General features: G+C 68.7%; 16 protein-coding genes and 5 pseudogenes. 13 read left to right on the top strand and 8 right to left on the bottom strand.

Annotation, left to right across the window (positions count from 1 at the left end):
- Window positions 1-205 precede the first annotated feature (205 nt).
- A complete protein-coding gene (locus tag AB0J06_RS04445; RefSeq protein ID WP_357424525.1) occupies window positions 206-1,117 on the bottom strand; it encodes a hydroxymethylglutaryl-CoA lyase in 912 nt (303 codons plus the stop codon).
- A 109-nt stretch (window positions 1,118-1,226) separates the two neighbouring features.
- On the opposite strand from AB0J06_RS04445, the gene AB0J06_RS04440 reads away from it, so the two are divergent.
- The 6 genes from AB0J06_RS04440 to AB0J06_RS04415 all read left to right on the top strand — a co-directional run bounded on the left by AB0J06_RS04440 (window position 1,227) and on the right by AB0J06_RS04415 (window position 9,189).
- Window positions 1,227-1,880, top strand: a complete 654-nt coding sequence (locus tag AB0J06_RS04440) for a GntR family transcriptional regulator (protein WP_357424523.1) — start codon at window positions 1,227-1,229, stop codon at window positions 1,878-1,880.
- 1 nt (window position 1,881) lies between these two features.
- The gene (locus tag AB0J06_RS04435; RefSeq protein ID WP_357424521.1) at window positions 1,882-3,084 is read left to right on the top strand and encodes a CoA transferase; all 1,203 of its coding nucleotides are present in this window, start codon (window positions 1,882-1,884) and stop codon (window positions 3,082-3,084) included.
- 118 nt (window positions 3,085-3,202) lie between these two features.
- A complete protein-coding gene (locus AB0J06_RS04430) occupies window positions 3,203-4,462 on the top strand; it encodes an MFS transporter (protein ID WP_357424519.1) in 1,260 nt (419 codons plus the stop codon).
- Window positions 4,463-4,545: 83 nt separating this feature from the next.
- Window positions 4,546-6,603, top strand: coding sequence for a hydantoinase/oxoprolinase family protein (locus AB0J06_RS04425; protein ID WP_357424517.1), 2,058 nt, complete (start codon window positions 4,546-4,548; stop codon window positions 6,601-6,603).
- A 10-nt stretch (window positions 6,604-6,613) separates the two neighbouring features.
- Window positions 6,614-7,435, top strand: coding sequence for an alpha/beta hydrolase (locus AB0J06_RS04420; RefSeq protein WP_357424742.1), 822 nt, complete (start codon window positions 6,614-6,616; stop codon window positions 7,433-7,435).
- Window positions 7,432-9,189: a hydantoinase B/oxoprolinase family protein gene (locus AB0J06_RS04415; protein WP_357424515.1), complete on the top strand. Its 1,758-nt coding sequence runs from the start codon at window positions 7,432-7,434 to the stop codon at window positions 9,187-9,189. The genes AB0J06_RS04420 and AB0J06_RS04415 overlap by 4 nt, the downstream gene beginning before the upstream one ends.
- Window positions 9,190-9,464: 275 nt before the next feature.
- On the opposite strand, the gene AB0J06_RS04410 is transcribed toward AB0J06_RS04415, so the two are convergent.
- The 3 genes and pseudogenes from AB0J06_RS04410 to AB0J06_RS04400 all read right to left on the bottom strand — a co-directional run bounded on the left by AB0J06_RS04410 (window position 9,465) and on the right by AB0J06_RS04400 (window position 12,240).
- Window positions 9,465-10,382 (bottom strand): tyrosine-type recombinase/integrase, encoded by a 918-nt coding sequence (locus tag AB0J06_RS04410; protein ID WP_357424512.1) that lies wholly within the window; start codon window positions 10,380-10,382, stop codon window positions 9,465-9,467.
- Between the two features lie 164 nt (window positions 10,383-10,546).
- Window positions 10,547-10,834 (bottom strand): annotated as a pseudogene (locus AB0J06_RS04405) (site-specific integrase); the annotation flags it as partial.
- Between the two features lie 237 nt (window positions 10,835-11,071).
- Window positions 11,072-12,240: pseudogene (locus AB0J06_RS04400) on the bottom strand (IS3 family transposase).
- A 249-nt stretch (window positions 12,241-12,489) separates the two neighbouring features.
- Between AB0J06_RS04400 and AB0J06_RS04395 the strand changes: the two are divergent.
- From AB0J06_RS04395 to AB0J06_RS04385, 3 genes and pseudogenes are all read left to right on the top strand, one after another.
- Entirely contained in the window at window positions 12,490-14,106 is a 1,617-nt protein-coding gene (locus tag AB0J06_RS04395) for a GAF domain-containing protein (protein WP_357424510.1), read from the top strand.
- Window positions 14,107-14,360: 254 nt separating this feature from the next.
- Window positions 14,361-14,786, top strand: coding sequence for a hypothetical protein (locus tag AB0J06_RS04390; RefSeq protein WP_357424508.1), 426 nt, complete (start codon window positions 14,361-14,363; stop codon window positions 14,784-14,786).
- Between the two features lie 489 nt (window positions 14,787-15,275).
- Window positions 15,276-15,587: pseudogene (locus tag AB0J06_RS04385) on the top strand (NYN domain-containing protein); the annotation flags it as partial.
- Window positions 15,588-16,434: 847 nt separating this feature from the next.
- On the opposite strand, the gene AB0J06_RS04380 reads toward AB0J06_RS04385, so the two are convergent.
- The gene (locus AB0J06_RS04380; RefSeq protein ID WP_357424506.1) at window positions 16,435-17,466 is read right to left on the bottom strand and encodes a site-specific integrase; all 1,032 of its coding nucleotides are present in this window, start codon (window positions 17,464-17,466) and stop codon (window positions 16,435-16,437) included.
- A 163-nt stretch (window positions 17,467-17,629) separates the two neighbouring features.
- Here AB0J06_RS04380 and AB0J06_RS04375 point away from each other — a divergent pair, with 163 nt between their 5' ends.
- Window positions 17,630-17,824 (top strand): hypothetical protein, encoded by a 195-nt coding sequence (locus AB0J06_RS04375; protein WP_357424504.1) that lies wholly within the window; start codon window positions 17,630-17,632, stop codon window positions 17,822-17,824.
- Window positions 17,825-17,867: 43 nt separating this feature from the next.
- Here the strand turns inward: AB0J06_RS04375 and AB0J06_RS04370 are convergent, their stop codons facing one another.
- Both AB0J06_RS04370 and AB0J06_RS04365 read right to left on the bottom strand, forming a co-directional pair.
- Window positions 17,868-18,623, bottom strand: a complete 756-nt coding sequence (locus tag AB0J06_RS04370; protein WP_357424502.1) for a hypothetical protein — start codon at window positions 18,621-18,623, stop codon at window positions 17,868-17,870.
- A 209-nt stretch (window positions 18,624-18,832) separates the two neighbouring features.
- Window positions 18,833-19,057, bottom strand: a pseudogene (locus AB0J06_RS04365) (ATP-binding cassette domain-containing protein); the annotation flags it as partial.
- 403 nt (window positions 19,058-19,460) lie between these two features.
- On the opposite strand from AB0J06_RS04365, the gene AB0J06_RS04360 reads away from it, so the two are divergent.
- From AB0J06_RS04360 to AB0J06_RS04350, 3 genes are read left to right on the top strand one after another with little or no spacing between them, the layout of a single operon-like run.
- Complete coding sequence (locus AB0J06_RS04360) at window positions 19,461-19,856, top strand: GntR family transcriptional regulator (protein ID WP_357424500.1); 396 nt, start codon at window positions 19,461-19,463, stop codon at window positions 19,854-19,856.
- Entirely contained in the window at window positions 19,853-20,752 is a 900-nt protein-coding gene (locus AB0J06_RS04355) for an ABC transporter ATP-binding protein (RefSeq protein ID WP_357424498.1), read from the top strand. Before AB0J06_RS04360 ends, AB0J06_RS04355 begins: the two co-directional genes overlap by 4 nt.
- Complete coding sequence (locus tag AB0J06_RS04350) at window positions 20,749-21,726, top strand: ABC transporter permease subunit (protein WP_357424496.1); 978 nt, start codon at window positions 20,749-20,751, stop codon at window positions 21,724-21,726. Before AB0J06_RS04355 ends, AB0J06_RS04350 begins: the two co-directional genes overlap by 4 nt.
- Before the next feature lie 126 nt (window positions 21,727-21,852).
- On the opposite strand, the pseudogene AB0J06_RS04345 reads toward AB0J06_RS04350, so the two are convergent.
- Window positions 21,853-23,007 (bottom strand): annotated as a pseudogene (locus AB0J06_RS04345) (IS3 family transposase).
- Window positions 23,008-23,183: the final 176 nt, after the last annotated feature.

Here is a 23,183-nt window from a genome sequence, read left to right as displayed (position 1 = left end):
CCAGCCCGTTGATGGACATCTGACGCACGCACTGCTGCGCTGCTAACTAGGCCGGGTTGAACCGGGCGACCACCGGGGCGTGGTCGGGCACGCTCGCCGGACGGCTTTGATGGAGGCGGTGATGGAGCCGAGGTCGTCGATGAGGCTGTCGATGCTGGCAAGCCGCAGCCGCAGGTCTTGGGAGCCGAGGATGTGGTCGATGACCTCACCTCGCTTCGCCCGGCGGGAAGTTGCCAGCGCGGCACAGCAATCCCGGTACCTGTTTGTCGAGCTGGGTCGCGAGCCACTCCGCGTTGTGCATGAGAGTGGGTAGCGACAGGCCAGTTGTCAGTCCCATCCGATGGAGCAGGTATGTGAGGTCCTCGGTCGCCAGGTTGCCTGTCGCCCCGGGGGCGAACGGGCAGCCGCCGATGCCGCCCATGGACGCGTCGAGAGTCTGCACGCCTTCGGTGACGGCGGCGACCGCGTTGGCGTACCCGGTGTTGCGGGTGTTGTGGAAGTGGCAGCGCAGTGGCATGTCCGGCGCGGCCTGTCGCACCAGGCCGACCAGCTCCGTCACCTGGCTCGGCACCCCGACGCCGATGGTGTCCGCCAGGGCGATTTCGTCCGGGCGGGTGTCCAGCGCCTGCTCGACCAGGCCGGCCACACGCTTGGGGTCGACCTCACCCTCGAAGGGGCAGCCGAACGCGGCGGCGAGCGTGAGGGAGACCCGCAGCCCGGCCGCGCGGGCCTGCCCGGCCAGCTCGTGCCACGTCCGCAGCGTCTCGGGGATGGACATGCCCTGGTTGCGTCGGCTGAAGGTCTCCGTGGACACGACCACGAAGTTCAGTTCGTGGATCTGGGCGGCCAGCGCGCGCTCGAGCCCCCGTTGGTTGAAGGCGAGGCCGATGTAGGAGACGCCGGCCCGGCGCGGCACGAGGCCCATCAGGTCCTCGGCGTCGGCCAGGGCGGGTACCCGCCGCGGGTTGACGAAACTGGTCGCTTCGATCCGGCGTACCCCGGCCGTTATCGCCCGTTCGATCATCTCCGCCTTCGCTGCGGTCGGCAGCGGCCGCGGCTCGTTCTGCAGCCCGTCCCGCGGCCCGACCTCGATGATCTCGACCCTGCGTCCATCCATGGTCGATGTATACAACCAAGAGGGCAATCTTGGAAATAGCCCGATCAGGGCCTTGACCTAGGTCACATCTGGCTACGATTGTATGCAATCATCGAACGAAGGAGGTGCCGTGTCGGCATCGGACGAGGCGTACGCGCAGCTGCGTGACGGCATCCTGCACGGCCGTTTCGAGCCCGGCGCGCGGCTGGGGGAGGTCGAGCTGGCGGAGACGCTGGGCGTCTCCCGCACCCCCGTACGCGAGGCGCTGCGCCAGCTCGCCGCCGACGGTCTGGTCGATCTGGCCCCCAACCGGGGCGCCCGGGTGGCCACCTGGTCGGATGCGGAGCTGCAGGACACCTTCGAGCTGCGGGGCCTGCTCGAGCCGTACGGGGCCAGGCGGGCCGCGACCCGCATCGACGACGCCGAACTGCAACGTCTCGAGGCGCTCTGCGACGACATGGAGCGGGTCGGACGACCCGGCCCCGGCCAGGACCTGAACCTGCTCTCGCAGCTCAACGCCGACCTGCACAAGTCGGTCCTCGCCGCGTCGGGCAACACCAAGCTGCTCGGGCTCGTCGGCTCCGTGGTGTCGGTCCCGATGGTGATCCGGACCTTCCACCGCTACTCGCCCGACTCGCTGGAGCGCAGCCACCGCCACCACCGCGAGCTCCTCGCGTCCTTCCGGGCCCGCGACCCCGACTGGGCCGAGTCGGTCATGCGCTCGCACATCCACGCGGCGCGCAACGTCCTGCTGCCGAACACTTCTAGGGAAGGGCAAGGCTGATATGCCGGAAACACCCGAGCTGCCGCTCAAGGACGTGCGAGTCGTCGAGATGGGCCAGCTGCTCGCCGGCCCGTTCTGTGGCCAACTGCTGGGTGACTTCGGTGCCGAGGTCATCAAGCTGGAGCCGCCGGGGGCCGGCGACCCCATGCGCCAGTGGGGCCGGGAGAAGCCGCACGGCAAGTCGCTGTGGTGGCCGACCCTAGCCCGCAACAAGAAGTCCGTGACGTGCAACCTGCGTACCGAGGAGGGCCAGGACCTCGCCCGCAAACTCATCAGCACCGCCGACGTGGTGATCGAAAACTTCCGGCCCGGGACGCTGGAGCGCTGGGGACTGTCCTATGCGGAGCTGTCCGAGCTGAACCCGGGACTGGTCCTGACCCGGGTGACGGGCTACGGCCAGACCGGCCCGTACTCCTCCCGCGCCGGCTACGGCTCCATCGGCGAGGCGATGGGCGGCATCCGGTACGTCACCGGCGAACCCGACCGGCCGCCGTCCCGGGCCGGCATCTCCCTCGGCGACTCCCTCGCCGGTACCTTCGCCGCCCTCGGCACCATGGTGGCCCTGCACGCCCGTAACCGGACCGGCCGGGGCCAGGTCGTGGACATGGCCATCTACGAGGCCGTCCTGACCCTGATGGAGTCTCTCGTAGCCGAGTGGGCGGTCGCCGGCTACCAGCGCGAGCGGACGGGCGCGGTGCTGCCGAACATCGCTCCGAGCAACGTGTACCCGACCAAGGACGGCCAGTCGATCCTCATCGCGGCCAACCAGGACACCGTGTTCAAGCGGCTCGCGACGGTGATGGGCCGGCCCGAGCTGGCCGAGGACGCCGGCTACGCGACGCACTCCGCGCGCGGGAAGAACATGGAGCAGCTCGACGACCTGATAGCCGACTGGACCTCCACCCAGTTGGCCGACGACCTGCTCCGCACGCTCGACGAGTCGGGAGTACCGGCCGGGCGGATCTTCACCGCCGAGGACATGCTCCGCGACCCGCACTTCGCCGCCCGGGACGCCATCGTCCGCCTGATGGTGCCCGGCCTCGGCGAGGTACCGATGCAGAACGTCTTCCCACGGTTGACCGGGACCCCCGGCACCGTCCGATGGGCGGGCCCGGAACTGGGGGCCCACAACGACGAGGTCTACAGCGCGCTCGGGCTCGATCCGGGCGTCATCGACCGGCTGAGGCGTGACGACGTCATCTGAGCAGGTCCAGCACCACTGCGAAACCCACACGGAAGGCCAGCTTCACCTGTCAGAGAGGAACCTCAGCATGGCCGCGGTTGAAACTGAATTATCCAGCGTCGCACCGGATGCCGGGCGGATGCGCCGTAAGGCCATCGTCGCCGGCGCCGTCGGCAACGTGGTCGAGTGGTACGACTTCGTGGTCTACGCCTACATGGCGAAGGTCATCGGTGGGCTCTTCTTCCCCTCCGGAGACGAGCGGGTGACCATGCTGGCCAGCCTCGCCGTGTTCGGCGTCGGTTTCGCCGCGCGGCCGCTGGGCGCGATCCTCTTCGCCCACTACGGCGACCGGGCCGGCCGTCAGCGCGCGCTGTCGCTGAGCGTGCTGCTGATGGGCGGCAGCACCCTGCTGATGGCCCTGCTGCCGACCTACTCGGCGATCGGGTGGCTGGCGCCCGCGCTGCTGGTGCTCGCCCGGCTGGTCCAGGGCGCCTCCGCCGGCGGTGAGTTCGCCGGCTCCGGCGCCTTCCTTGTCGAGTACGCCCCGCGCGGTCGCCGGGCCCTCTACGGCAGCATCCAGCAGGTCACCATCGCCATCGGCCTGCTGCTGGGCAGCGGCCTGGTCACCGCCATGACGCTGACGATGTCCCCGCAGGCGTTCGCGTCCTGGGGCTGGCGGCTGGTCTTCGCGATCGGATCCGTGTTCGCCCTGTCGGGGCTGTACATCCGGGCCAAGGTCCCCGAGACCCCGGAGTTCACCAAGGTGCAGCAGACCGGCGACGTGGAGAAGCGGCCGCTGGTGGCGGTCTGGCGGCAGTACCGCCGCCAGCTGCTGTTCATCATCCCGATGACCGCCGGCCCCGCCGTCGTGTACTACCTGTACCAGACGTACCTGGTGAACTTCGCGGTCTCCGTCCTGAAGATGGCGCCGCAGACCGCGCTGCTGGCCAACACCATCGGGCTGATCGGGTTCGCGGTGTCGCTGCCGGTCGCCGCGATGCTCTCCGACCGGTTCGGGCGCAAACCGGTGCTCGTCGTGCACGGCCTGGCGGTGATCCTGCTGTCGTACCCGCTGTTCGCCTGGATGGATGCCTCGCGCAGCTTCGGGTCCGTGGTGGCCGCCGCGATCGTCGGCAACGTGATGGCGGGCCTGTACGGCGGCCCGGTCATCGCCGCCTACGTCGAGATGTTCCCGGCGAAGGTGCGCTACAGCGGCTTCTCGGTGCCGTACGGGATCGCGCTGGCGCTCTTCGGCGGTACCGCGCCGTTCGTGGCCGAGCTGCTGACCGGCGTGTTCCCGGTGCCGGTCGGGGCGACCCTGGAGCTGACCGTCCTGATGGTCATTTCCCTGTTCTGCTTCTTCAAGATGAGCGAGACGCACAAGTCCGAGCTCGAGTAGCAGGCCGCGCGGGCTGCTCGCCGAGCAGCCCGCGCGCACTCGTCGATCTCGCGTTCGTCGTGCCGGTACGAAAGGGACTGCAAGTGACCCCATTGGACAATCAGACCTACCTGCTGGGCGTGGACGTCGGCGGAACCTTCACCGACTGCTGCCTGGTACCGACCACCGGCGGGCGGATGTGGATCCACAAGACGTCGTCCACCCCCGGCGACCCCACCCAGGGCATCCTCACCGGCGTCCGGGAGATCCTGGACATGGCCGGCGTCGACCCCGCCGCCGTGACGCGGTTCCGCCACGGAACCACCGTCGCGACCAACGCCATCCTCGAGGGCAAGGGCGCGCGTACCGGCCTCGTCACGACCGCGGGCTTCCGGGACGTACTGGCGATCGGCCGGCACGACGTCCCGCGCGACGCGAACGTGTACACCTGGCGCAAGCCCGCCCGGCCCATCCCGCCGGAGGCGGTCCTGACCGTGGCCGAGCGCATGTCGGTCGACGGGGTACCCGTCATCCCGCTCGACGACGACGAGGCGGCGCGCGTCGTCAAGCAGTTGGCGGAGCTCGGTGTCGACTCCGTGGCCATCTGCCTCCTGCACGCCTACGCCAACCCCGCCCACGAACGGCGGCTCGCCGAGGCCATCTCCGACGCGCTGCCGCACCTGGCCGTGAGCTGCTCGTCGGACGTGCTGCCGGTGTTCCGCGAGTACGAGCGGACCATGGCCACCTGCCTCAACGCCTACGTCCAGCCGTCGGTGCGCCGGTACCTCACCCGGCTGGAGCAGGGCCTGCCGGAGGTCGGGGTCACCGCCCCGGTCACCTACATGCAGTCCAACGGCGGCGCGCTCAGCCGCCAGGAGGCCGAGCGGCAGGCGCTGCGGATGTCGCTTTCGGGTCCGGCGGCCGGGGTCATCGGCGCCCGGCACGAGGGCGCGAGCGCGGAGGCGCTAGACCTGATCTCCCTCGACATGGGCGGCACCAGCGCCGACATCGGCCTGATCCGCGGCGGGGAGGCGCAGACCACGGTCGAGGGCCAGGTCGGCGATTGGCCGATGCACGTACCGATGCTCGACATCATCACCATCGGTGCCGGCGGCGGCTCCATCGCCGCGGTCGCGGCCACCGGCAGCGTCTCCGTCGGGCCGTTGTCCGCCGGCTCGGACCCCGGACCGGCCTGCTACGCGCGCGGCGGGGAGCACCCGACGGTGACCGACGCCAACCTGGTGCTCGGCCGGCTGTCCGACAGCATCGCCAACGGCACGGTCCGGCTCGACGTCGAGGCCGCCCGGCGGGCGGTGCGGACCGACATCGCCGACCCCCTCGGCATCAGCGTCGAGGAGGCCGCCTACGGCGTCATCCAGATCATCAACAACAACATGATGGGCGCGATCCGGCAGATCACCGTGGAGCGCGGCCTCGACCCCAGGACGTTCGCGCTCATGCCGCTCGGCGGCGCCGGCGCCGTGCACGCGGTCGAACTCGCCGAGCTGCTCGGCATGACCCGGGTCGTGGTGCCACCGACGCCGGGTGTGCTCGCGTCGCTGGGGCTGCTGGTGGCCGAGCCGCGCAACGACTACTCCCGCAGCCTCTTCCAGCGGGGCGCCAGCCTGGACGCCGCGGCCTGCGACGCCGTCTACGACGAGCTGACCGAGCAGGCCACGCAGTGGCTCATCGACGAGGGCGTGCCGCGGGAGGATTGGACCATCACCCGGCACGCCGACCTGCGGTACGAGAACCAGGGGCACGAGCTGACCGTGCCGGTCGCCGGGCCGCTGAGCACGCAGGCCAGCCGGGAAGCCATGATCGCGGGTTTCCACGAGCGGCACCGCGAGCTGTACACCTTCTGCTTCCCCGAGTCCGGAGTGGAGCTGACGACCCTGCGCGTCGTCGCCCGGGGCCGCCCGCACGCCCGCCACTGGACGGTCCCCGCGCGCCCGGGCGCCGGAGCCGAACTGGGGCAGCGCGAGGTCTGGTTCGCGGACCGGTACGTCTCGACGCCGGTATTCCGGCGCGAACAGCTCGAGGCCGGCTGGACGCACCCCGGACCGGTGGTCTTCGAGCAGGCCGACTCGACCGTGGTCGTCCCACCGGGCTGGAACGTCCACCGCGACGACCGCGGCAACCTCGCCATCGAAAGGAGCTGACGTGCCGCACATGCCGATCAATGGCTTCGACATGTACTACGAAGTCATCGGATCAGGGCCGCCCGTCGTCTGTTCGACCGGGTGGGGGACGGGGACCGGGCACAAGGTCGCCGCGTACCCGCCCGGCCTGACTGACGAGTTCCAGCTGATCGTGTACGACCACCGCGGCGTCGGCCGGTCCAACGGCGGCCTGGACCGCGAGCCGTCGACCGAGCTGTACGCCGACGACCTCGCCGCACTGATGCGGGGACTCGGCCTGGAGCGGGCGGCCGTCTTCGGCCGTGGCGGCCTCGGCGGGTGCATCGCCCAGCGCCTGGCCATCCAGCATCCCGACCTGGTGTCCGGCGCGATCTTCGCCCAGTCCTGGGTGTACGCCGATGCCCTGCTCCAAGCGCAGTTCACCACGCTGTCCGAGCTGCGCCGGCGGTCGTTCGAGGAGTTCCAGCTGGCCTGCTCGTGGATGTGCCACCTGCCCTCCTACTTCGCCGAGCACCGCGATGAGATCGTCAGTCCCACCGGGCCGTGGACGGACATCCGCGACGCCGTCGACGCGCACCTGGCGCTGATCGAAGCGTCCGCCCGGCACGACACCCGGGACGAGCTCTCCGGCGTCACCTGCCCCACGCTGGTCGTGCACACCGGCCCACGGGACTGGATCACCGGCGAGCGCCTGGGCGACGAGCTGCTGCGGTGGCTGCCGAACGCCCGGTCGGTCCACCTCGAGTACGCGCCGCACGCCGTCGCCACGCACGCACCGTCGTGGGCGACGTTCCAGGCGGCGGTCTTCGAGTTCCTCCGCGATCAGCCCTCGACGAAGGAGTCAGCACCGTGAGCCCCAGCACCGACAGCGCCGCCCCGGCCGTCCTCAATGACCCCATCGTCCGCGAACTCATCAAGTCCCGGTTCGTCTCCGCCCGGCGTGAGGTGGAGGCACTCGTCGAGCGCACCGCGATGTCGCCGGTGGTACGGGAGAAGAAGGACTACTTCGTCGCCTTCTTCTCCGACCAGGGCCACCTCGTCACCGGGACCAACCTGCCGCTGGGCGCCCGCGCGATCGACGCCGTGATCGACCGGTTCCCCGTCGATCGCATGGTCGAGGGAGACCTCTTCGCCTACAACGACCCCTACGAGTCCAACGGGGGCGTCTCGCACCTGCCCGACTTCCTCGTGGTCAGGCCCGTGTTCCTGGCCGGGCGGGTGGTGGCCTTCGTGCAGATCTTCTCCCACATGATGGACGTCGGTGGTGTGGCCCCCGGCTCCCAGTCGACGACCGCCCGCGAGATCTTCCACGAGGGGTTCCGCATCCCACCGGTCCGCCTGCGCGCCCGCGACCAGATCGACCAGGGCATCTGGAACATCGTCCTGGCCAACACCCGGTTCCCGAACATGCTCGAGGGCGACCTCAGGTCACTGATCGCCGCCGCCGACGTGTCCGCGGAACGCCTCGCGGAGATCTTCGGGCACTTCGGGGTGGAGACCACCCAGGCCGCCATCACCGAACTGCTCGAGCAGGGCCGCGCGATCGTCCGCAACGGTCTGCTCTCCCTGCCCGACGGCGAGTACACGTTCCGGCAGCCCATCGACGCGCAGTACCCGGGCGCCGAGGTGCACCACATCGAGTTGACGCTGATCAAGAACGGCGACTCGGTGACCGTCGACACGCGCCGCTCCAGCGACCAGTCGCTGTCGCCCATCAACTTCCTCATGCACTCCTCGGTGCTCGGATTGATGTACGGGGCGTACTTCATGAAGGACGACCCGACGATGAGCCTCAACGGCGGCATGGTCGAGGGCCTGGGTGAGGTGCTTCTCCGCAAGGGGAGCATCCTGTCGCCCCGGTTCCCCGCCGCGGTGGGCATGCGTGGCATCACCTGGGGACTCACCAACAACGCTGTACTCGGGACGCTGGCCCAGGCCGACGTCGAGAGCGCCCCGGCCGGGTCCGGCTCCTACGTCGTGTACTACCTGCGGGGCCTGGACTCCCAGACCGGCCAGTACACGATGTTCGTTGACGGCATCGGCGTCGGCTACGGTGCCAAGCCGTGGGCGGACGGGCTCGACAGCGTCTACTACCTGGCCCAGAAGAACCTGCCGGTGGAGTTCATCGAAGGGCAGTGGCCGGTACGGATGCTCGGCTACGAGTTCCGCCGCGACTCGGGCGGACCGGGCAGGTACCGCGGCGGGGTCGGGGTCGTCCGGCGGGTCCAGGTGCTCCGCGACGGGCTGTCGTTCAGCTCACGCCTGTCCAACGTCGAGTTCCCGCCGTGGGGTACCAACGGCGGCGAGGACGGCCGTTCCGGGTTCGTCGTCCGCAATCCGGGCACGGACCGGGAGCAGCGGCTCGACCCCATCTGCCCGGACACGGTGCTCGCCGCCGGCGACGTGGTGGAGATCCACACCAGCGGAGGCGGCGGGTACGGCGACCCGTACGAGCGCGATCCCGAGGCGGTACGGATGGACGTGCTTGCCAACTGCGTGTCCGTCGAAGGGGCGAGGCGCGACTACGGAGTCGTGCTCGACGCAAGGACCTTCGACCTTGACATCGAGGAGACAACGCGGCTCCGAGAGCGTACGGCAGCGGACTAGCGAGATCTCCCGGTTTGGTCGATGCTCCTGCGTAGAACATGCTGATGCGGCTGCTGCACCGCCGACGCGGCGGGTGAAAAGACCGAATCGCGATGGTCAGTTGCGGTGAGCTTGCCGGCGGCGGACTACTGATTGAGGGTCTGGCGGAGTGCACTTTCCATCCACCGTGAAGGGGCCGCAACGGCACGTTGTGGCCCCTTCACCGTGACCCGTCTGGACGCCGGCCGAGCTCGCTGCGGGAGCACCCACGGCGGAGGTGGTGTTCACTGGCGCGCTCAACCTCGCCCGCGTCTACAGGGGCGAACCCCCAAATCGCCGCCAGCGCGTGCTTGCTCGCGACCGGCGTCGTTGCCGCGGATAGTGCACAACGGAGCGACCGGCCAACACTGCGTTGGCAGTGTGGCCAGACCCCGTGCCCTCTTCTGCCGTGACGCGCGGTCGTGGCGACGACCTGGCGGCTCCGCGTTCCCTTTCGTTCGTCCCTTGCCGTCGTGCTGGCGTCGATTCGTGCGGGGAGCAGATTGGGAGCAGTGGGGCACGTGGGCGGCGGGCGCGGGTTGGTTGGCCAGCCAGCGGTGCTGGAGCGCATCGGTGATGCGCCGGCGCATGGCGGGCGTGACGTGGCTGTAGATGCCGCGCACGCCGGGCAGGCGGTGGCCGAGCCGCTGGGCTTGGGCGACTTCGGGGATGTCGTCTTCGATCAGCCAGGTTTTGTGCGTGTGTCTGAGGTCGTGGAAGTGCATGCCTTCGATGACCGGGCCGGTGTGGGCGCGCTCGTCGCCGTTGACGGCGGGGCCCCAAATGCGGCGGGACATGCTGGAGCGGCGTAGGTAGGCGCCGCGGGCGCCGCAGAAGACGATGTCGTGGTCGTGGCTGTCGAGGACCTCCTGCAGCAGGCCGATCAGGAACGGCGGGAGGTGGATGTCGCGGACGGAGTTCGCGGTTTTGGGTGGGCCGAGGTAGAGGCGGCCTTGGACCTCGTGCAGGGCGCCGACCTCGGGATGCACCTGGATGAGTCCGTCGCCGAGGTGGGTGTTGGCCCGGGCGAGGCCGGCGAGTTCGCCCCAGCGCATGCCGGTGTAGGCGGCGGTGATGACCAGGATCTGGTCGGCGCGCCGGTGGATGCGGGCGGCGATGGTGTTGACCTGGGTCGGGGTGGCGTGCGGGCGTTCCGGGGCCCGGCGGGTGAGCACTTTGATGCCGGCGCAGGGGTTGTAGCCGATGCGCCGGTCGGCGACGGCTTCAGCATGAGCAGGCCGAACAGCGACATGACGCTCGAGACGCTGGAGTCGGCGAGCTGGGTCTTGAGGTGTTTGACGAAGACCTTCACTGACTGCCGGGTGATCTTCGATAGTTGGACGTGGCCGAAGCGGGGCAGGATGTGGTTGCGCAGGTGGCTGCGGTAGGCGGCCCACTTGGCCTCGCCGGCCAGGTGGCCGGCTTCCCAGATGGCCACCCACTCGGCGAGGGTGATCCGCCCGGCGGCGGGGTCGAGGTAGGTGTCGAAGGCCTGGTCGACGTCGACCTGTTTGCAGCGGATCTCGGCGGCGGTACGGGTGGGGTGTGAGGAGTCGGTGCCGACGCTGCCGTCGGGGTTGCGGTAGCGCACGCGGAAGCTGTTGCCGCGTCGTTCTACCCATGCCATGGGCTGCTCCCATTCGATGTGTGGTCATCGGTCGGTGCATGGACGCTTCGCTGGCGGCCAGGTGGCAAGTCCCGATCCCGGACGGTGGGCGGCGTCTTTCGCCGGCCGCGGCGACCGACGGCCGGGCGGGCGGAGTTGGCGACGATCGCGGCCAGGTCGGTGGGGGAGAAGCGCAGGTGCTTGCCCAGGAACGTGCAGGGCACTTGGGTCTGCTGCACGGATAGGTGACAGTTCCAGTCACGCGGCCTGACTGGCCGGTGGGGTCATGATGGTCTCGTACTCGATAGGGGTCAACCGGGACAGCGATCGTTGGCGTCGGCGGCGGTGGTAGGTCCGTTCGATCCAGGTCACGATCGCGGTCCTGAGCTGTTGCCGGGTCGGCCAGGTCCGGCGGTCGAGGACGTTGTTCTGCAGCAGGCCGAAGAAGGATTCCATGGCGGCGTTGTCGCCGGCGGCACCGACTCTGCCCATCGATCCGATCATGTGGTGCTGGTTGAGGGCGCGGACGAACGTGCGGCTGCGAAACTGCGACCCGCGGTCGGTGTGCAGCACGCAGCCAGCGACGTCAGCACGCCGAGCGACGGCGTTGTGCACGGCGTTGACCGCCAGTCGCGACTTCATCCGCGAGTCGATGGACTACCCGACGATCCGGTTCGACCACACGTCCTTGATCGCGCACAGGTATAGCTTGCCCTCAGCCGTGTGGTGTTCGGTGATGTCGGCCAGCCACAACCGGTTCGGACCGTCGGCGGTGAAGTCGCGCTTGACGAGATCAGGGTGCACCGGCGGCCCCGGCCTACCGCCCTTACCCCGCCGCCGCTTGCGGCTGAACGCGCTGAACCAGCCCATGCCGGAGCAGATCTTCCAGGCGGTGCGCTCGGTCATCGGTCGCCCGGCCGCGCGGGCCTCGTCGGCCAGGAACCGATAGCCGAACTCCGGGTCGTCACGATGTGCGTCGAACAACGCGTCCGTCCGGTATGCCTCGGCCAGTTCGGCGTCGGTGACCGGGTGGGCAAGCCACCGGTAGTAGGGGCTGTCGAGCAATGTTCAAGACCCGGCACGTCACCGCGACGGGGATCCCGTCGGCGGCGAGCTCGTTCACGAGCGGGTAGAGCCTTTTCCCGGCAGATTCGCCTGCGACAGATACGCCGCGGCCCGGCGCAGAACTTCGTTCTCCTGCTCCAGCAACTTGATCCGCTTGCGCGCTTCGCGCAGCTCAGCCGACTCGCCGCCGCTGACACCAGGCTTGGTCCCCGCGTCGATGTCAGCGTGACGCAGCCACTTGAACAACGTCATCGGATGAACCCGAAGTCCTTGGCGATCTGCTCGACTGTCACACCTGGATCCCGATCACGGGCCACCCGCACGACGTCATCGCGGAACTCACGAGGGTAGGGCTTGGGCACAGCAACATCCTTCCAGCCCGCCTCCACGGCAAGCCAACTCAGATGTCACCTATCGCTGCAGCAGACCCCGGCGAAGCCGAGGTGCAGTTGCTGCGGCGTCCCTTGCTCGGGTCGAGCAGGGTGTATAGCCGATATTCCTCATCCGACCCGGAACGCTACCGATGGGTGACCGGACGTCAGCCGGGATCAGCGCCGAGTACAGCGCTGCAACCCGGCTCTCTAGCTTGAGAAGCGTTGAGAGGGCCATTGATGGCAATACCAGACGATTCCGCCACCGTGCGCGGCGGCAACCCGGCCGCCCGTCGGTTCATCCGTCGCAACGCCGGCACGAGAACAACCTCGCTGGAAGTGGCGCTCACGGAGGCGGCGGCCAACGCGTCAGCGGTGACGGCCGTGGTCCGGGCGCTCGGCGCGGCCACCTCGTCCGAGCAGGCGGTGCGGGCGGCGTTGGACACGGTGCGCGATTGCTTCGGCTGGGTTTACGGGTCGTACTGGCGGGTGGATCCGGAGGCCGGCGTGCTGCGGTTCGCGGTGGAGTCCGGCGACGCGGGTCCGGAGTTCCGGCAGGTGACCCTGAGCGCGACCTTCCGGGAGGGCGTCGGCCTGTCCGGGCGTGCCTGGCGCAGCCGCGACCTGGTCCACGTGCGTGACCTCGGCGAGCTGGCCGACTGCGTACGGGCACCGGTCGCCCGCACGGTCGGCGTGCAGAGCGGGGTGTGCTTCCCGCTGCTGGAGGGCGGCGACGTCGTCGGCACCATGGACTTCTTCACTACCGAGGTACTCGACCTGTCCGCGCAGCGGTTGGAGACGCTGCGCAGCGTCGGGCTGCTGGTCTCGCAGTCCCTGGAACGCGTGGGACAGGTAGAGCGGCAACGGGCCTCCGCTGTGGACGTTGCCGCGGTCAACACCGTGCTGCGCGGACTGTCCGCGGCTACTACGCGCGAGGAGGCGACCCGGCAGGCGTTGGAGACCATCCGGCGAGAGTTCGGCTGGGAATACGGGTCGTTCTGGACCGTCGACCCGGCCGCGGATGTGTTGACCTTCGTGTTGGAGTCCGGTGACGCCGGTGAGGAGTTCCGCCGGGTGACCCGGTCGGCCACGTTCGCCGAAGGTGTCGGTCTGGCCGGCCGGACGTGGAAGGCTCGTGAGATGGTCTTCGTCCAGGACCTGGGTGAGGTCACCGACTGCGTGCGCGCTCCGGCCGCTCGGCGCGCCGGCGTCAAGTCTGGTGTCTGCCTGCCGTTGATCGTGCACGGTCAGGTCGTCGGCACCATGGACTTCTTCTCCGGCCAGCGGCTTGACCTGTCCGACAGCCGCGCCGACGCCCTGCGCAACACCGCCATCCTGGTATCCCAGGCACTGGAGCGCATCGACGAGAGCAGCCGGCTTGCTTCGGCCAGCACCGAACTGGTCGCCTCCATCGACGAGGTCGAACGGAACGTGGCGCAGGCGACCGCGGTGGCCGGCCAAGCCAGCGCTCTGGCCGAAGAAGCCAACCAGGCCGTCGCCCGGCTGTCGGAGTCCAGCACCAAGATCGGCGATGTCGTCAAGGTCATCACCGGCATCGCCGGGCAGACCAATCTCCTCGCGCTCAACGCCACTATCGAGGCCGCCCGCGCCGGGGAAGCCGGCAAGGGATTCGCTGTCGTCGCAAGCGAGGTCAAGGAACTTGCCCAGGGCACGGCTCGCGCGACCGGGGACGTCGCCGAACTGATCACCGCGATCCAGAACGACGCCGACAACGTCGTCCAAGCCCTCGGCTCGATCAGTGACATCGTCGAACGCATCAACGAGACGCAGACCCTCATCAGCGGGGTGCTGACCGAACAGTCCACCGTCACCCGCGATATCGTCGGCACCCGGTAGGAGCCGTCTGGCCGTGGGGGCCCTGCGCGTGCTGCTGGAGCCCCGCCATCAGCTACCCGAGCTCGACGCAACGAGCGAACGCCTCGGGGGCGGCTGAGCCGTATCTCATCGAGGTCGGGGCGCTTCCCCCTGATCCATGCAGAGAAAACCCATGGCTCTGTCAAACCTGACGGGCAGTGCCCGAGAAAAGCGTTTGGTTGGCAAGGCTCGTGAGAGTGAGGAATGGATGAGCAACGGCGAATCTGAGCAAGATCATGTGGAGGATCTTCTATCCGCGGTCGGACGACGAGCCGCAGATCCCGATGCCGTGGAGCTTCGGTTCCCTGGGTGACGTCGTCTGGCTGACCTTGCCGTTCTGCCGGGCAGCCCTGGTGGAGCTGGCTTGCAGGCATCTTGAGTCGTCTCTGCCGGAGATGCAGCCTCTCGACCAGATCACCGAATTCGATCTTATTATCCGGGTTGTCCTGCCATGGACACGAAAGGTGCTACTCGATCCCGATTTGACCTGGGAGCGCGAACAACTGGTCAGGTTTCTACAGACGGTGATCAAGCACCTGTCGCAGTTCGAGTACGCGATCGATATGTACTACCTCAATGGGTTGCAGGATCCGCCGTACCCGGCGGCGCTGCGGGAACTGAGTCCAGAGCTATACCGGGCGCTCTTTAACGGGGCTGAATGATCCCAGGGTCGGGACGTACCAATAACGGCTGGTCGACCGATCAAGGCAGAGACGCCAGATGACGACCGAGACCACCTCGGCGCGGGCGCCGGCCGTGGAGCTTTGTAGCGGAGTCTGAGATCAGCGTCGCGTACTGCATCGATGGCGGCATCAGTCCACTGGCCAATGACCCTAACTATCGTCGATTGCGCCGAAACGCAGGCGAAAATTACAAGATCGGGAGTTGATCACGACCGCGCCGTCAATGCAGCCATCGCGGCTGTTTCTTTGAGCCTGCCTCATGCTGAGAATTAAGTAGGTTCGCGCGGCTGGTGAGGACTCAGATGATCGGCCGGAGGGAACACATTGACGCGACTGACCAGAGCGCTATCCGGCTCGCGGTGCGATTGACGCCGACAACGTGCAGTCTGCAGTCGTCGCGCCACTGCTGGCCGAGTCGCGAAGTACGGCACCGCGCACGTCAAACGCGCCTACGGTGACTGGACCAGCACTGGCCTGCGTGGCTGGAAGGAGCACCTCCTCGCTCAATCAATCCAGCCTATTCAGCAGTTCGCCTACACGACCGGCAAAAACGCCACCGACGCCGCCCTGATCATCGACGCGATGGACTTGCTCTACACCGGGCGGTTTGACGGCTTCTGCATCGTCTCCAGCGACAGCGACTTCACCCGCTTGGCCTCCCGTATCCGCGAATCCGGCCTCACCGTCTACGGGTTCGGCGAACGCAAGACACCCCGATCCTTCGTCGCAGCCTGCGACAAGTTCATCTACACCGAGAACCTCGCCTACGTACGCGGGTGAGCCCGGTGCGCACCTGGCCAACGTCCGCGCCGTCAACGACGACGTCGCCGTCGCCGACATCCTCGATGAGGATGGTCAGCAGGTCACGATGCTGGCGGCTGAGTTGGAGCAGCGGCGGCTGTTGCGGGCGACGGGCACGGTGGGCGGACCGGCCTGCGTGGTCGCGCTCGGCGTCGACGTCACGGTGTGGGCGGATGAAGACGCGTTCGCGGCGTCGGACGCGAGCCTGCTTGGCGACGGCGACGGCGACGGCGACGGCGACGAGGCGCCGGCGCGCCGGCGCATGTGGTGGAGCAGGGCTGGCCGTGGCCGCCACGGATGGCCGCCGAGTCGTTCATCTCCGACGGAGTGTTTGGCGAGCCCGCGCAGGCGCAGGCGTACGCGCGGCTCAACGGGCACGGTGCTGGGCACGCAGCGCAAGACGGTGGCCCCAACCGGACAGGAGTTTGTAGCCGCGCGGGTGCGTACCGCAGGGTTCGAGGTCGACGTGTGCCTGCCGGCAGACGATGCTCGGGAGTTGCCGCAGCCTGGCGACGTCATCGCTGGAACCGTTTCCTGGTCGCCTCGCTACCTGTCGAGGCCACGACGGACGGCTCTGCAGGCAAGCGATCCTGGTTGCCGTGGCGCCGCTGACAACGGTCACGGGTCAGGCTTGCCGCAGCACGAGTGGGTGGAAACGGACGACGGTAGGGGAGCAGGATGGGAGCAGCGCCGCGCGCCCAACGGCGCTGAATCGCGTCCGACCGGCTTGAGCTGCTCGTATTGTCTCGGCGTGACCTGCAGGCCCTCGCGTCTGCGCTGGTCAGAGCGTCGCGGACCGTTCGTTGACACGGAAGAGGTCACTGGTTCAAACCCAGTATCGCCCACCAGTAGAACACCAGGTCAAGGTCCTTCTTCGGAGGGGCCTTCCTTGTTTTCCGGATCTTTCCGCGAACCGGAAGTCAGCAAGCGCACCGCGCACCCGAGCGTCCCGATCGTCAGAGCCGTGCGTGTAGCGGTTGAGGGTCGTGGACGCCTGCTCGTGCCCCATGACCTTCTGCACGTCGTTGATTGGCACACCCGAAGACACGAGCCACGTCGCATACGAGTGACGTAGATCGTGGAACCGCAGTCCGCTGGCTGCCTGCTTGGCGACCTGGCCGACCGCCTCACGTTCCGTCGCGAACTCCTGATGCTGCTCATGCCCCGCCGCGTCCAGCCAGCACGCGCGCCAGCGGTCGACCGCGATGCTGGTGACCTCACCGAGTAGCCCGGCCCGAACAAGCGCCGGCCGCCATACGCGTGAGCGGAACAGGGTACGACGTAACGGGCCGCCGGCCGTGTTGGTGAAGATCTCACCAACCGGGCCGCGCGAGTACGTCTCGCGGTGCGCGACGAGTAGCTGCATGACGAAGGGCGGCAACGGCACGGTTCGACGTCCGGCACGCGACTTGGGGAACGGCCGAGTGGTCACGTTTCCGGCGACTTCGACCGCCACCCGGACGACATGGACGACGCCCGCCGTCAGGTCCACTGCGTTCCAGCGCAGCCCCACACATTCGCCCCAACGAAGGCCCGTACCGGCAGCCAAGCCCACCAGCGCCCGGTATCGCTGCGGCACTGCCGGAACAAGCTTGCTCGTGACGTCGGCCGGAGTGATTACCTGCCCATCGCTGTCCTTTCGCCGGATGCTGGGCAACCGCACGCCGTCGCACGGGTTGATACCGATCAGCCGATCGCGCTGCGCCGCCCGGAACACGCCTGCCGTGAGTTGGTGGCACTTCGCCACCGTGGCGGGGGAGAGCCGACGACCCAGGTCGGTCACCCACCGCTGCACGGACAAATGGTCAATCTTGCCGAGCGGCATGGCGCTCCACTGCGGCAGAACATGGTTGCGCATGATCGATGCGTCCCGTGCGGACGTGTTCACCTGGCTGTTACGCGCGCCCAGCCATTCGACGGCGTAGTCACCGAATCGCGTACGTCCCGCGTGCGGATCGACTCATGACCCACGGTTGAGCGCGGCCTCCGTCTCAGCGAGGAAGGCACTGGCTTCCTTCTTAATGCGGAAGGTCTTGGCCTTCTGCCGCCCGCCGGCGTCGCGCCAGCAGGAGGGCGTCTTCCGGGATCATCGAATCCTGCGGGAGGGCCACATCCGCCACTCGATCTACTACAGCGTGATCCGTGAGGAGTGGCCGCAGGTGCGGGACCAGCTCGAAGCCGAGCAATCCACCTACGCTTCCGCCCATACCGCGTAGACCGGCGGGCTGTCGTCCCTTGAACTCCTGTCTTCGTCAAGCCCTACCCAGCGTTGTCGTCTCGTGTGCCCGTCGTTTCAGCCAGTGCATGAAGCAGGCGGTGGTATTCAGCCTCAGTGCCGATGGCCGTCCGGTGCTCTGGGTGAGTGACGTAGTGCCGAATGGCGGCGGCGAGGAACCGGGCGTCGATGTTGTCGGCCCGTAGCAGGGACCGGCTCAGGCTGAGGCCCCGACGTCGCACCAGTTCCGGTCGCGCGTACCTGAGACGAAGTGTCGTCTTGTTGTTGTGTGTCGGCGGATGAGCGACAGGCAAGGCGTCCCACGGCACGGGGAACGAACCGAGGACGTCCCGATCGCGCAAACCGTCCGGCCGCAGTTGTACGCCCAGTCCACGCCACGCACCAGCAACCAACAGGCCGACCAGCACGAGCCCCAGAACGCCGGTGAACGAGAACGGCCACCAGAGATGCCGCGAGTGGATCATCCGGACCAGCAACTCAACCTGCTGTACGAAAAGGCCGAAGAGAAAAAGGGCGTGGTAAACCGCAGCGCCACTAGCAGGAGCGTTGAAGCTTGGCACGCGTTGCTGCACCACGAAGGCCGCGGGCCGTTGCCGAACCCACCCAATGAGCGCCAGCAGAGCGAAGACCAGGACCACCACTCCCTGGAAGGGGAACAGCTGGCGGCCGAGCGACGGCATCAGCCACCGCGCGACCCCGTAGCCAGCACTCATCACTACGCCCACCACCAAGATGAATCGGCGGTGGCGAGCAGTGGCCGCGAAAATCGCAGCGATCACGTCGAGGACGGTACGGGCGAACAGGCCAGATTCGGAGAGCCGAATGGCCACGCCCCTGTCAGCCGACTCGCGCATTGATGACGTCAGCTGAGCCCACGCCCGGCCGGCTGCCGGCGATGTCGGGTCTCAGGACGTGCGTGACAGATCAGTCTCGGGACGTTCGTGACACGTCCGGCTAGTCGGTGTAAAGGTCTGTTCGTAGTCGGCGTGCCGGCGGTGGGCACGTCGAGCCCGGACAGGATCGTGAGTAGCGTCGACTTGCCCGATCCGGAGGCGCCGACCAGGGCCATCAGCTCACCCCGGTCGACCACGAGGTCCAAGCCCTGTAGGGCGACGACCTCGACCCCTTCGGCCTTGAAGATGCGGACCAGCCCGTCACAGACGATGTGGCCGCGCAGCCGGTCGGCGCCACCCGCCCGGGCGGCGGACCGCAGGCGGGCGCGTTCCTGTAGGGCGGGCGTCCACGCCCGCCACGATACAAAGGTTCTTGGTCTCCGGCGGCCTGTCCTTGGTCACCGGGGCCACGGTCAACAACTACGTCTTCCCGGGCCGAGAGCACCCGCTGGGCCGGGCAGTGGAGCAAGTTCCATCCCGCCACGCCACCGAGGACGGCCATACCGATACGTGCCCCAGCCGCGGTCCACGCGGCCAGCCGCCTCATCGCGTACATCGCCGGTCCGTTGTCACTGTCGCCGGCGCGCCCCGACCGCGCGGGTACCCGCCGGCGGTCGGGGCAGGCGTGCGCCCGGATCCGGTGCCGCGGTCGTGCGGGCGCGTCGGCTCTCTTGACCGCCAACTTCTTTTACTATGGTAGTAGTAAAGCAGGAAGGGGCTACCGTGTTCGTCTTCCGGCTCGACACCCACTCCGGCGTGCCGCCGTACCTGCAACTCGTCCAGCAGGTCCGCCAGTCGGTGCTGCTGGGCTTTCTCCAACCCGGTGACCGCCTCCCGCTCATCCGCGAGGTGGTCGAGGACCTGGCGATCAATCCGAACACCGTCGCCAAGGCGTACCGGCAGATGGAGCAGGAGAACCTGGTCACCGGCCGGCCCGGCCAGGGCACGTTCGTCAATGAACAGCAGTCGGCCGCGATGTCGGCATCGACGTACACGTCGCTGCGCCGCGGCCTGGCGACCTGGTTGCGCCGCGCCTACGCGGCCAGCCTCGACGAGCAGGCGGTCAACGCGCTTTTTACTTCCGTCCACCAGCAGACGAGGAATGAGGACGTGGCGTGACAGCGACCGAGTTCGCGCTGCGCACCGACGGTGTGGGCAAGCGGTACCGGAGGGGCTGGGCGCTGCGCGACTGCACCCTGGCCCTGCCGGCGGGCGGCGTGATCGCCCTGGTCGGGCCGAACGGCGCGGGCAAGACCACGCTGCTGCGCCTGGTCGTCGGGTTGCTGGCACCGAGCACCGGCACGGTGGAGGTCCTCGGCCACGACGTCACCGCCAGCACCCCGCAAACTCTGTCCCGGGTCGGGTTCCTGGCCCAGGACCACCCGCTGTACAAGCGCTTCACCGTCGCCGAGATGCTCCGCTTCGGCCGGGCCTGCAACCTGCGGTTCGACCAGGGGCTGGCCGAGCGCCGGCTGGCGAAGCTGGGCATCCCGCTCGACCGCAAGGTTGGTACGCTCTCCGGCGGGCAGCAGGCCCAGGTCGCGTTGGCTCTGGCCCTGGCGAAGCGGCCGCACCTGCTTGTCCTCGACGAGCCGGTGGCCAGCCTCGACCCGCTGGCCCGGCACGAGTTCCTGCAGGTCCTCATGGGCGCGGTGGCCGAAGGCGGGGTGACCGTCCTGTTCTCCTCCCACGTCGTGCACGAGCTGGAGCGCGTCTGCGACCACCTGGTCGTGCTTAACCACGGCCGGGTCACGCTCACCGGTGACATCGACACCCTCCTCGCCGAGCACCGGCTGCTCGTCGGCCCGCGCACGGCCACCGACCTCGACCGGGCCGGCGCCGTCGTGGAGGCCGTCCACAGCGACCGGCACACGACCCTGCTGGTACGCGACGGCGCGATCCCGGCCGCGCCTGGGTGGCAGGCCCAGCCGGTCGCGCTGGAGGACCTGGTGCTGGCGTACCTGCGCCGGCCGTCCGAGCCGAGCGCCGCGGTCACGTCGGGGGTGGCGGCATGACGTGGTTGATCTGGCGCCAGCACCGGACCGAGGTCTGCGTCCTGGGTTTGCTTGTCGGCATGTTCGGCATTGCCCTGCTCGTGCTCGGGACGCAGGCCCACGACCTGTTCCCCGGCGGGCCCGCCCGGTGTGCGGGAGAGGCCGGTATCAACGAGGCCTGCGCGGCCTCCTTCCGCCGGCTCGACGAGGAGCACGGGTACGTCGAGAACCTCCTGGCGGGCTTCTATCTGGTCCCCGTCGTCATCGGTGCGTTCCTCGGTGCGCCGCTGCTCGCGCGCGAACTGGAGGACGGCACCTGGCAGCTCGCCTGGACGCAGGCCGTGCCGCGGATGCGCTGGCTGGCGGCCAAGCTCGCGGTACTGGCCGGCGTCGCCGTCACGCTCACCGGGATGTTCACCGCGGTGCTCACCTGGTTCCGTCAGCCATTCGACGCGTGGGAAGGGCGGTTCCAGTACGACGCCTTCGACCTGGAGGGACTTGTTCCGGTGGCGTACGCGCTGTTCGCGTTCGGCGTCGCCACCGCCGCGGGGGCGATCCTGCGGCGCAGCCTGCCCGCGTTCGGCGTCGCGTTCGGGGCGTTCCTCGCCGCCCGGATGCCGGTGGCGCTGTTGGCCCGTCCCGCGTACGCCACGCCGCTCACCACCATGGAGCCGGTCCCCGTCGGCGGCTCGAAGGACCAGGCGGGGCACCGGTCCGTGCCCAGCTTCGCTGACTGGATGATCGAACACGGCTACGCAGACGCCACCGGGCGCAGGCTGAGCTGGACCGAGTACTACGAGCTGGAGGGCGCCGCCAACCGGGCCGGCACCAACCTCAACCAGTTCCTGCACGCGCGGGGCATCCAGCAGTTCGGGGTCTACCACCCGGCCGACCGGTTCTGGACGTTCCAGCTCATCGAGGCGGCCCTGTTCATCGCCGTCGCGGCGGTCCTGATCGGTGTGGTGGTGTGGCGGGTACGGCGCCGTATGATCTAGTGCCCTGACCACAAACGTTCACGGTGTTGGTTGACATGCTGTTCGGCTTGTCGGCCGGGCGGCGTGTCGACGTTCACGCTGTGTGGATGGCAGAGCTGGGCTTCCCCCGGGGGTGTGGAGACCGGGTTATGCCGCGATCGGTAGCAGCGTAGTGGGGTCGAGGGTTCGTTCGTACTCGGCGGGGCTGCGGTAGCCGAGGGCGGAGTGGCGAGGGCGGTGGTTGTAGAAGGCGATCCAGCGGAAGATGTCGCGCCGGGCATCGGCCTCGCTGTTCCAGCGTCGATGGTCGACGGCGAGTTCGCGTTTTGAGGGTGGCGAAGAACGCCTCCGCGAGTGCGTTGTCGAACGATGAGCCGATGCGGCCCCTGGAGCGGCGTACGCCGTGGCGGTGGCAGGCGTCGGTGAAACCGGCGCTGCCGTACTGGGCGCCGCGGTCGCTGTGGAAGATCACGCCGTGGACCCGGCCACCGCGGGCGGCGACGGCCGCGTCGAGCGCGTTGATGACGAGGTCGGTACGCATGTGGGTGTTCAGTGACCAGCCGATCAGCCGGCGGGTGGCGATGTCGATGACGGTGGCCAGGTAGAGGAACCGGTCACCGACCCGCAGGTAGGTGATGTCGCCGCACCAGCGCTGGTCGGGTGCGGTCGCGGTGAAGTCGCGTCCGAGCAGATCCGCCACCGCCGGCGCCGCCGGGTCCGGGATCGTGGTGCGCTTGCCCCGGCGTAGGTGGCGACCCACGACGGCACGCTGGCGCATGATCCGCTCCACCCGCTTACGGTTGACCCGCACACCTTGATCACGCAGCTCGGCGGTGACCCGCGGCGAGCCGTAGGTGCCGCCCGACGCGGCGTGCACCGCCGTGATCTGCGCGGCCAGGACATCCTCGGCGGCGGCCCGCGCCACCCGGGTCGGCTCGGCGGCGATCACCGGTAGAACCCCGAGCGGGACACCGCCAACAGCCGGCACAGCCGCTTGACGCCGTAGGCGGCGCGGTGGGCGGAGATGAACCGAAAGCGGCTGGTCACCGATCCATCTCCTTGGCGAAATAGGCGGCTGCCTCGAGCAGCATCTCCTTCTCGCCCTGCAACTCGGCGACCTGCCGACGCAGTCGGGCGATCTCGGCGTCCTTGTCCGCCACCGACAACCCGCCACCAGCCGCCACCAGGACCGAACCCGATACCCAACTCGCGCGTGACCTCGTTGATCGGCCGCCCGGACGAGCGCACCAGGTCAACAGCGTCGCGCCGGAACTCTTGCGTGTACTTCGATGGACGCCCCAACGGGGACACCCCTTCCTCTGGACTCAAGATCCAGTTCTCAGGGTGTCCACACCTCCGGGGGAAGCCCACCGAGCAGGTGGGGCCTGTCCGGTCAAGGTCGTTCAGACGGTGGGGTGCTCCACCTTGACCGGACAGGCCTCACCCACTCCACGGTGTGCGGACGAAGGCCGACGGGA

The sequence above is a fragment of the Micromonospora sp. NPDC049679 genome, from assembly GCF_040659735.1.
In the GTDB taxonomy this organism is placed as follows: domain Bacteria; phylum Actinomycetota; class Actinomycetes; order Mycobacteriales; family Micromonosporaceae; genus Micromonospora_I.
Note: the sequence above shows the minus strand (reverse complement) of the source record. Positions and strands in the feature narration are given on the sequence as shown.

Coding starts and splice junctions, on each gene's coding strand:
- AB0J06_RS04435 (WP_357424521.1), top strand. CDS start 1,882: ATGCCGGAAACACCCGAGCTGCCGCTCAAGGACGTGCGAGTCGTCGAG.
- AB0J06_RS04395 (WP_357424510.1), top strand. CDS start 12,490: ATGGCAATACCAGACGATTCCGCCACCGTGCGCGGCGGCAACCCGGCC.
- AB0J06_RS04445 (WP_357424525.1), bottom strand. CDS start 1,117: ATGGATGGACGCAGGGTCGAGATCATCGAGGTCGGGCCGCGGGACGGG.
- AB0J06_RS04390 (WP_357424508.1), top strand. CDS start 14,361: ATGTGGAGGATCTTCTATCCGCGGTCGGACGACGAGCCGCAGATCCCG.
- AB0J06_RS04430 (WP_357424519.1), top strand. CDS start 3,203: ATGCGCCGTAAGGCCATCGTCGCCGGCGCCGTCGGCAACGTGGTCGAG.
- AB0J06_RS04375 (WP_357424504.1), top strand. CDS start 17,630: ATGCGGAAGGTCTTGGCCTTCTGCCGCCCGCCGGCGTCGCGCCAGCAG.
- AB0J06_RS04420 (WP_357424742.1), top strand. CDS start 6,614: ATGCCGATCAATGGCTTCGACATGTACTACGAAGTCATCGGATCAGGG.
- AB0J06_RS04380 (WP_357424506.1), bottom strand. CDS start 17,466: ATGCGCAACCATGTTCTGCCGCAGTGGAGCGCCATGCCGCTCGGCAAG.
- AB0J06_RS04350 (WP_357424496.1), top strand. CDS start 20,749: ATGACGTGGTTGATCTGGCGCCAGCACCGGACCGAGGTCTGCGTCCTG.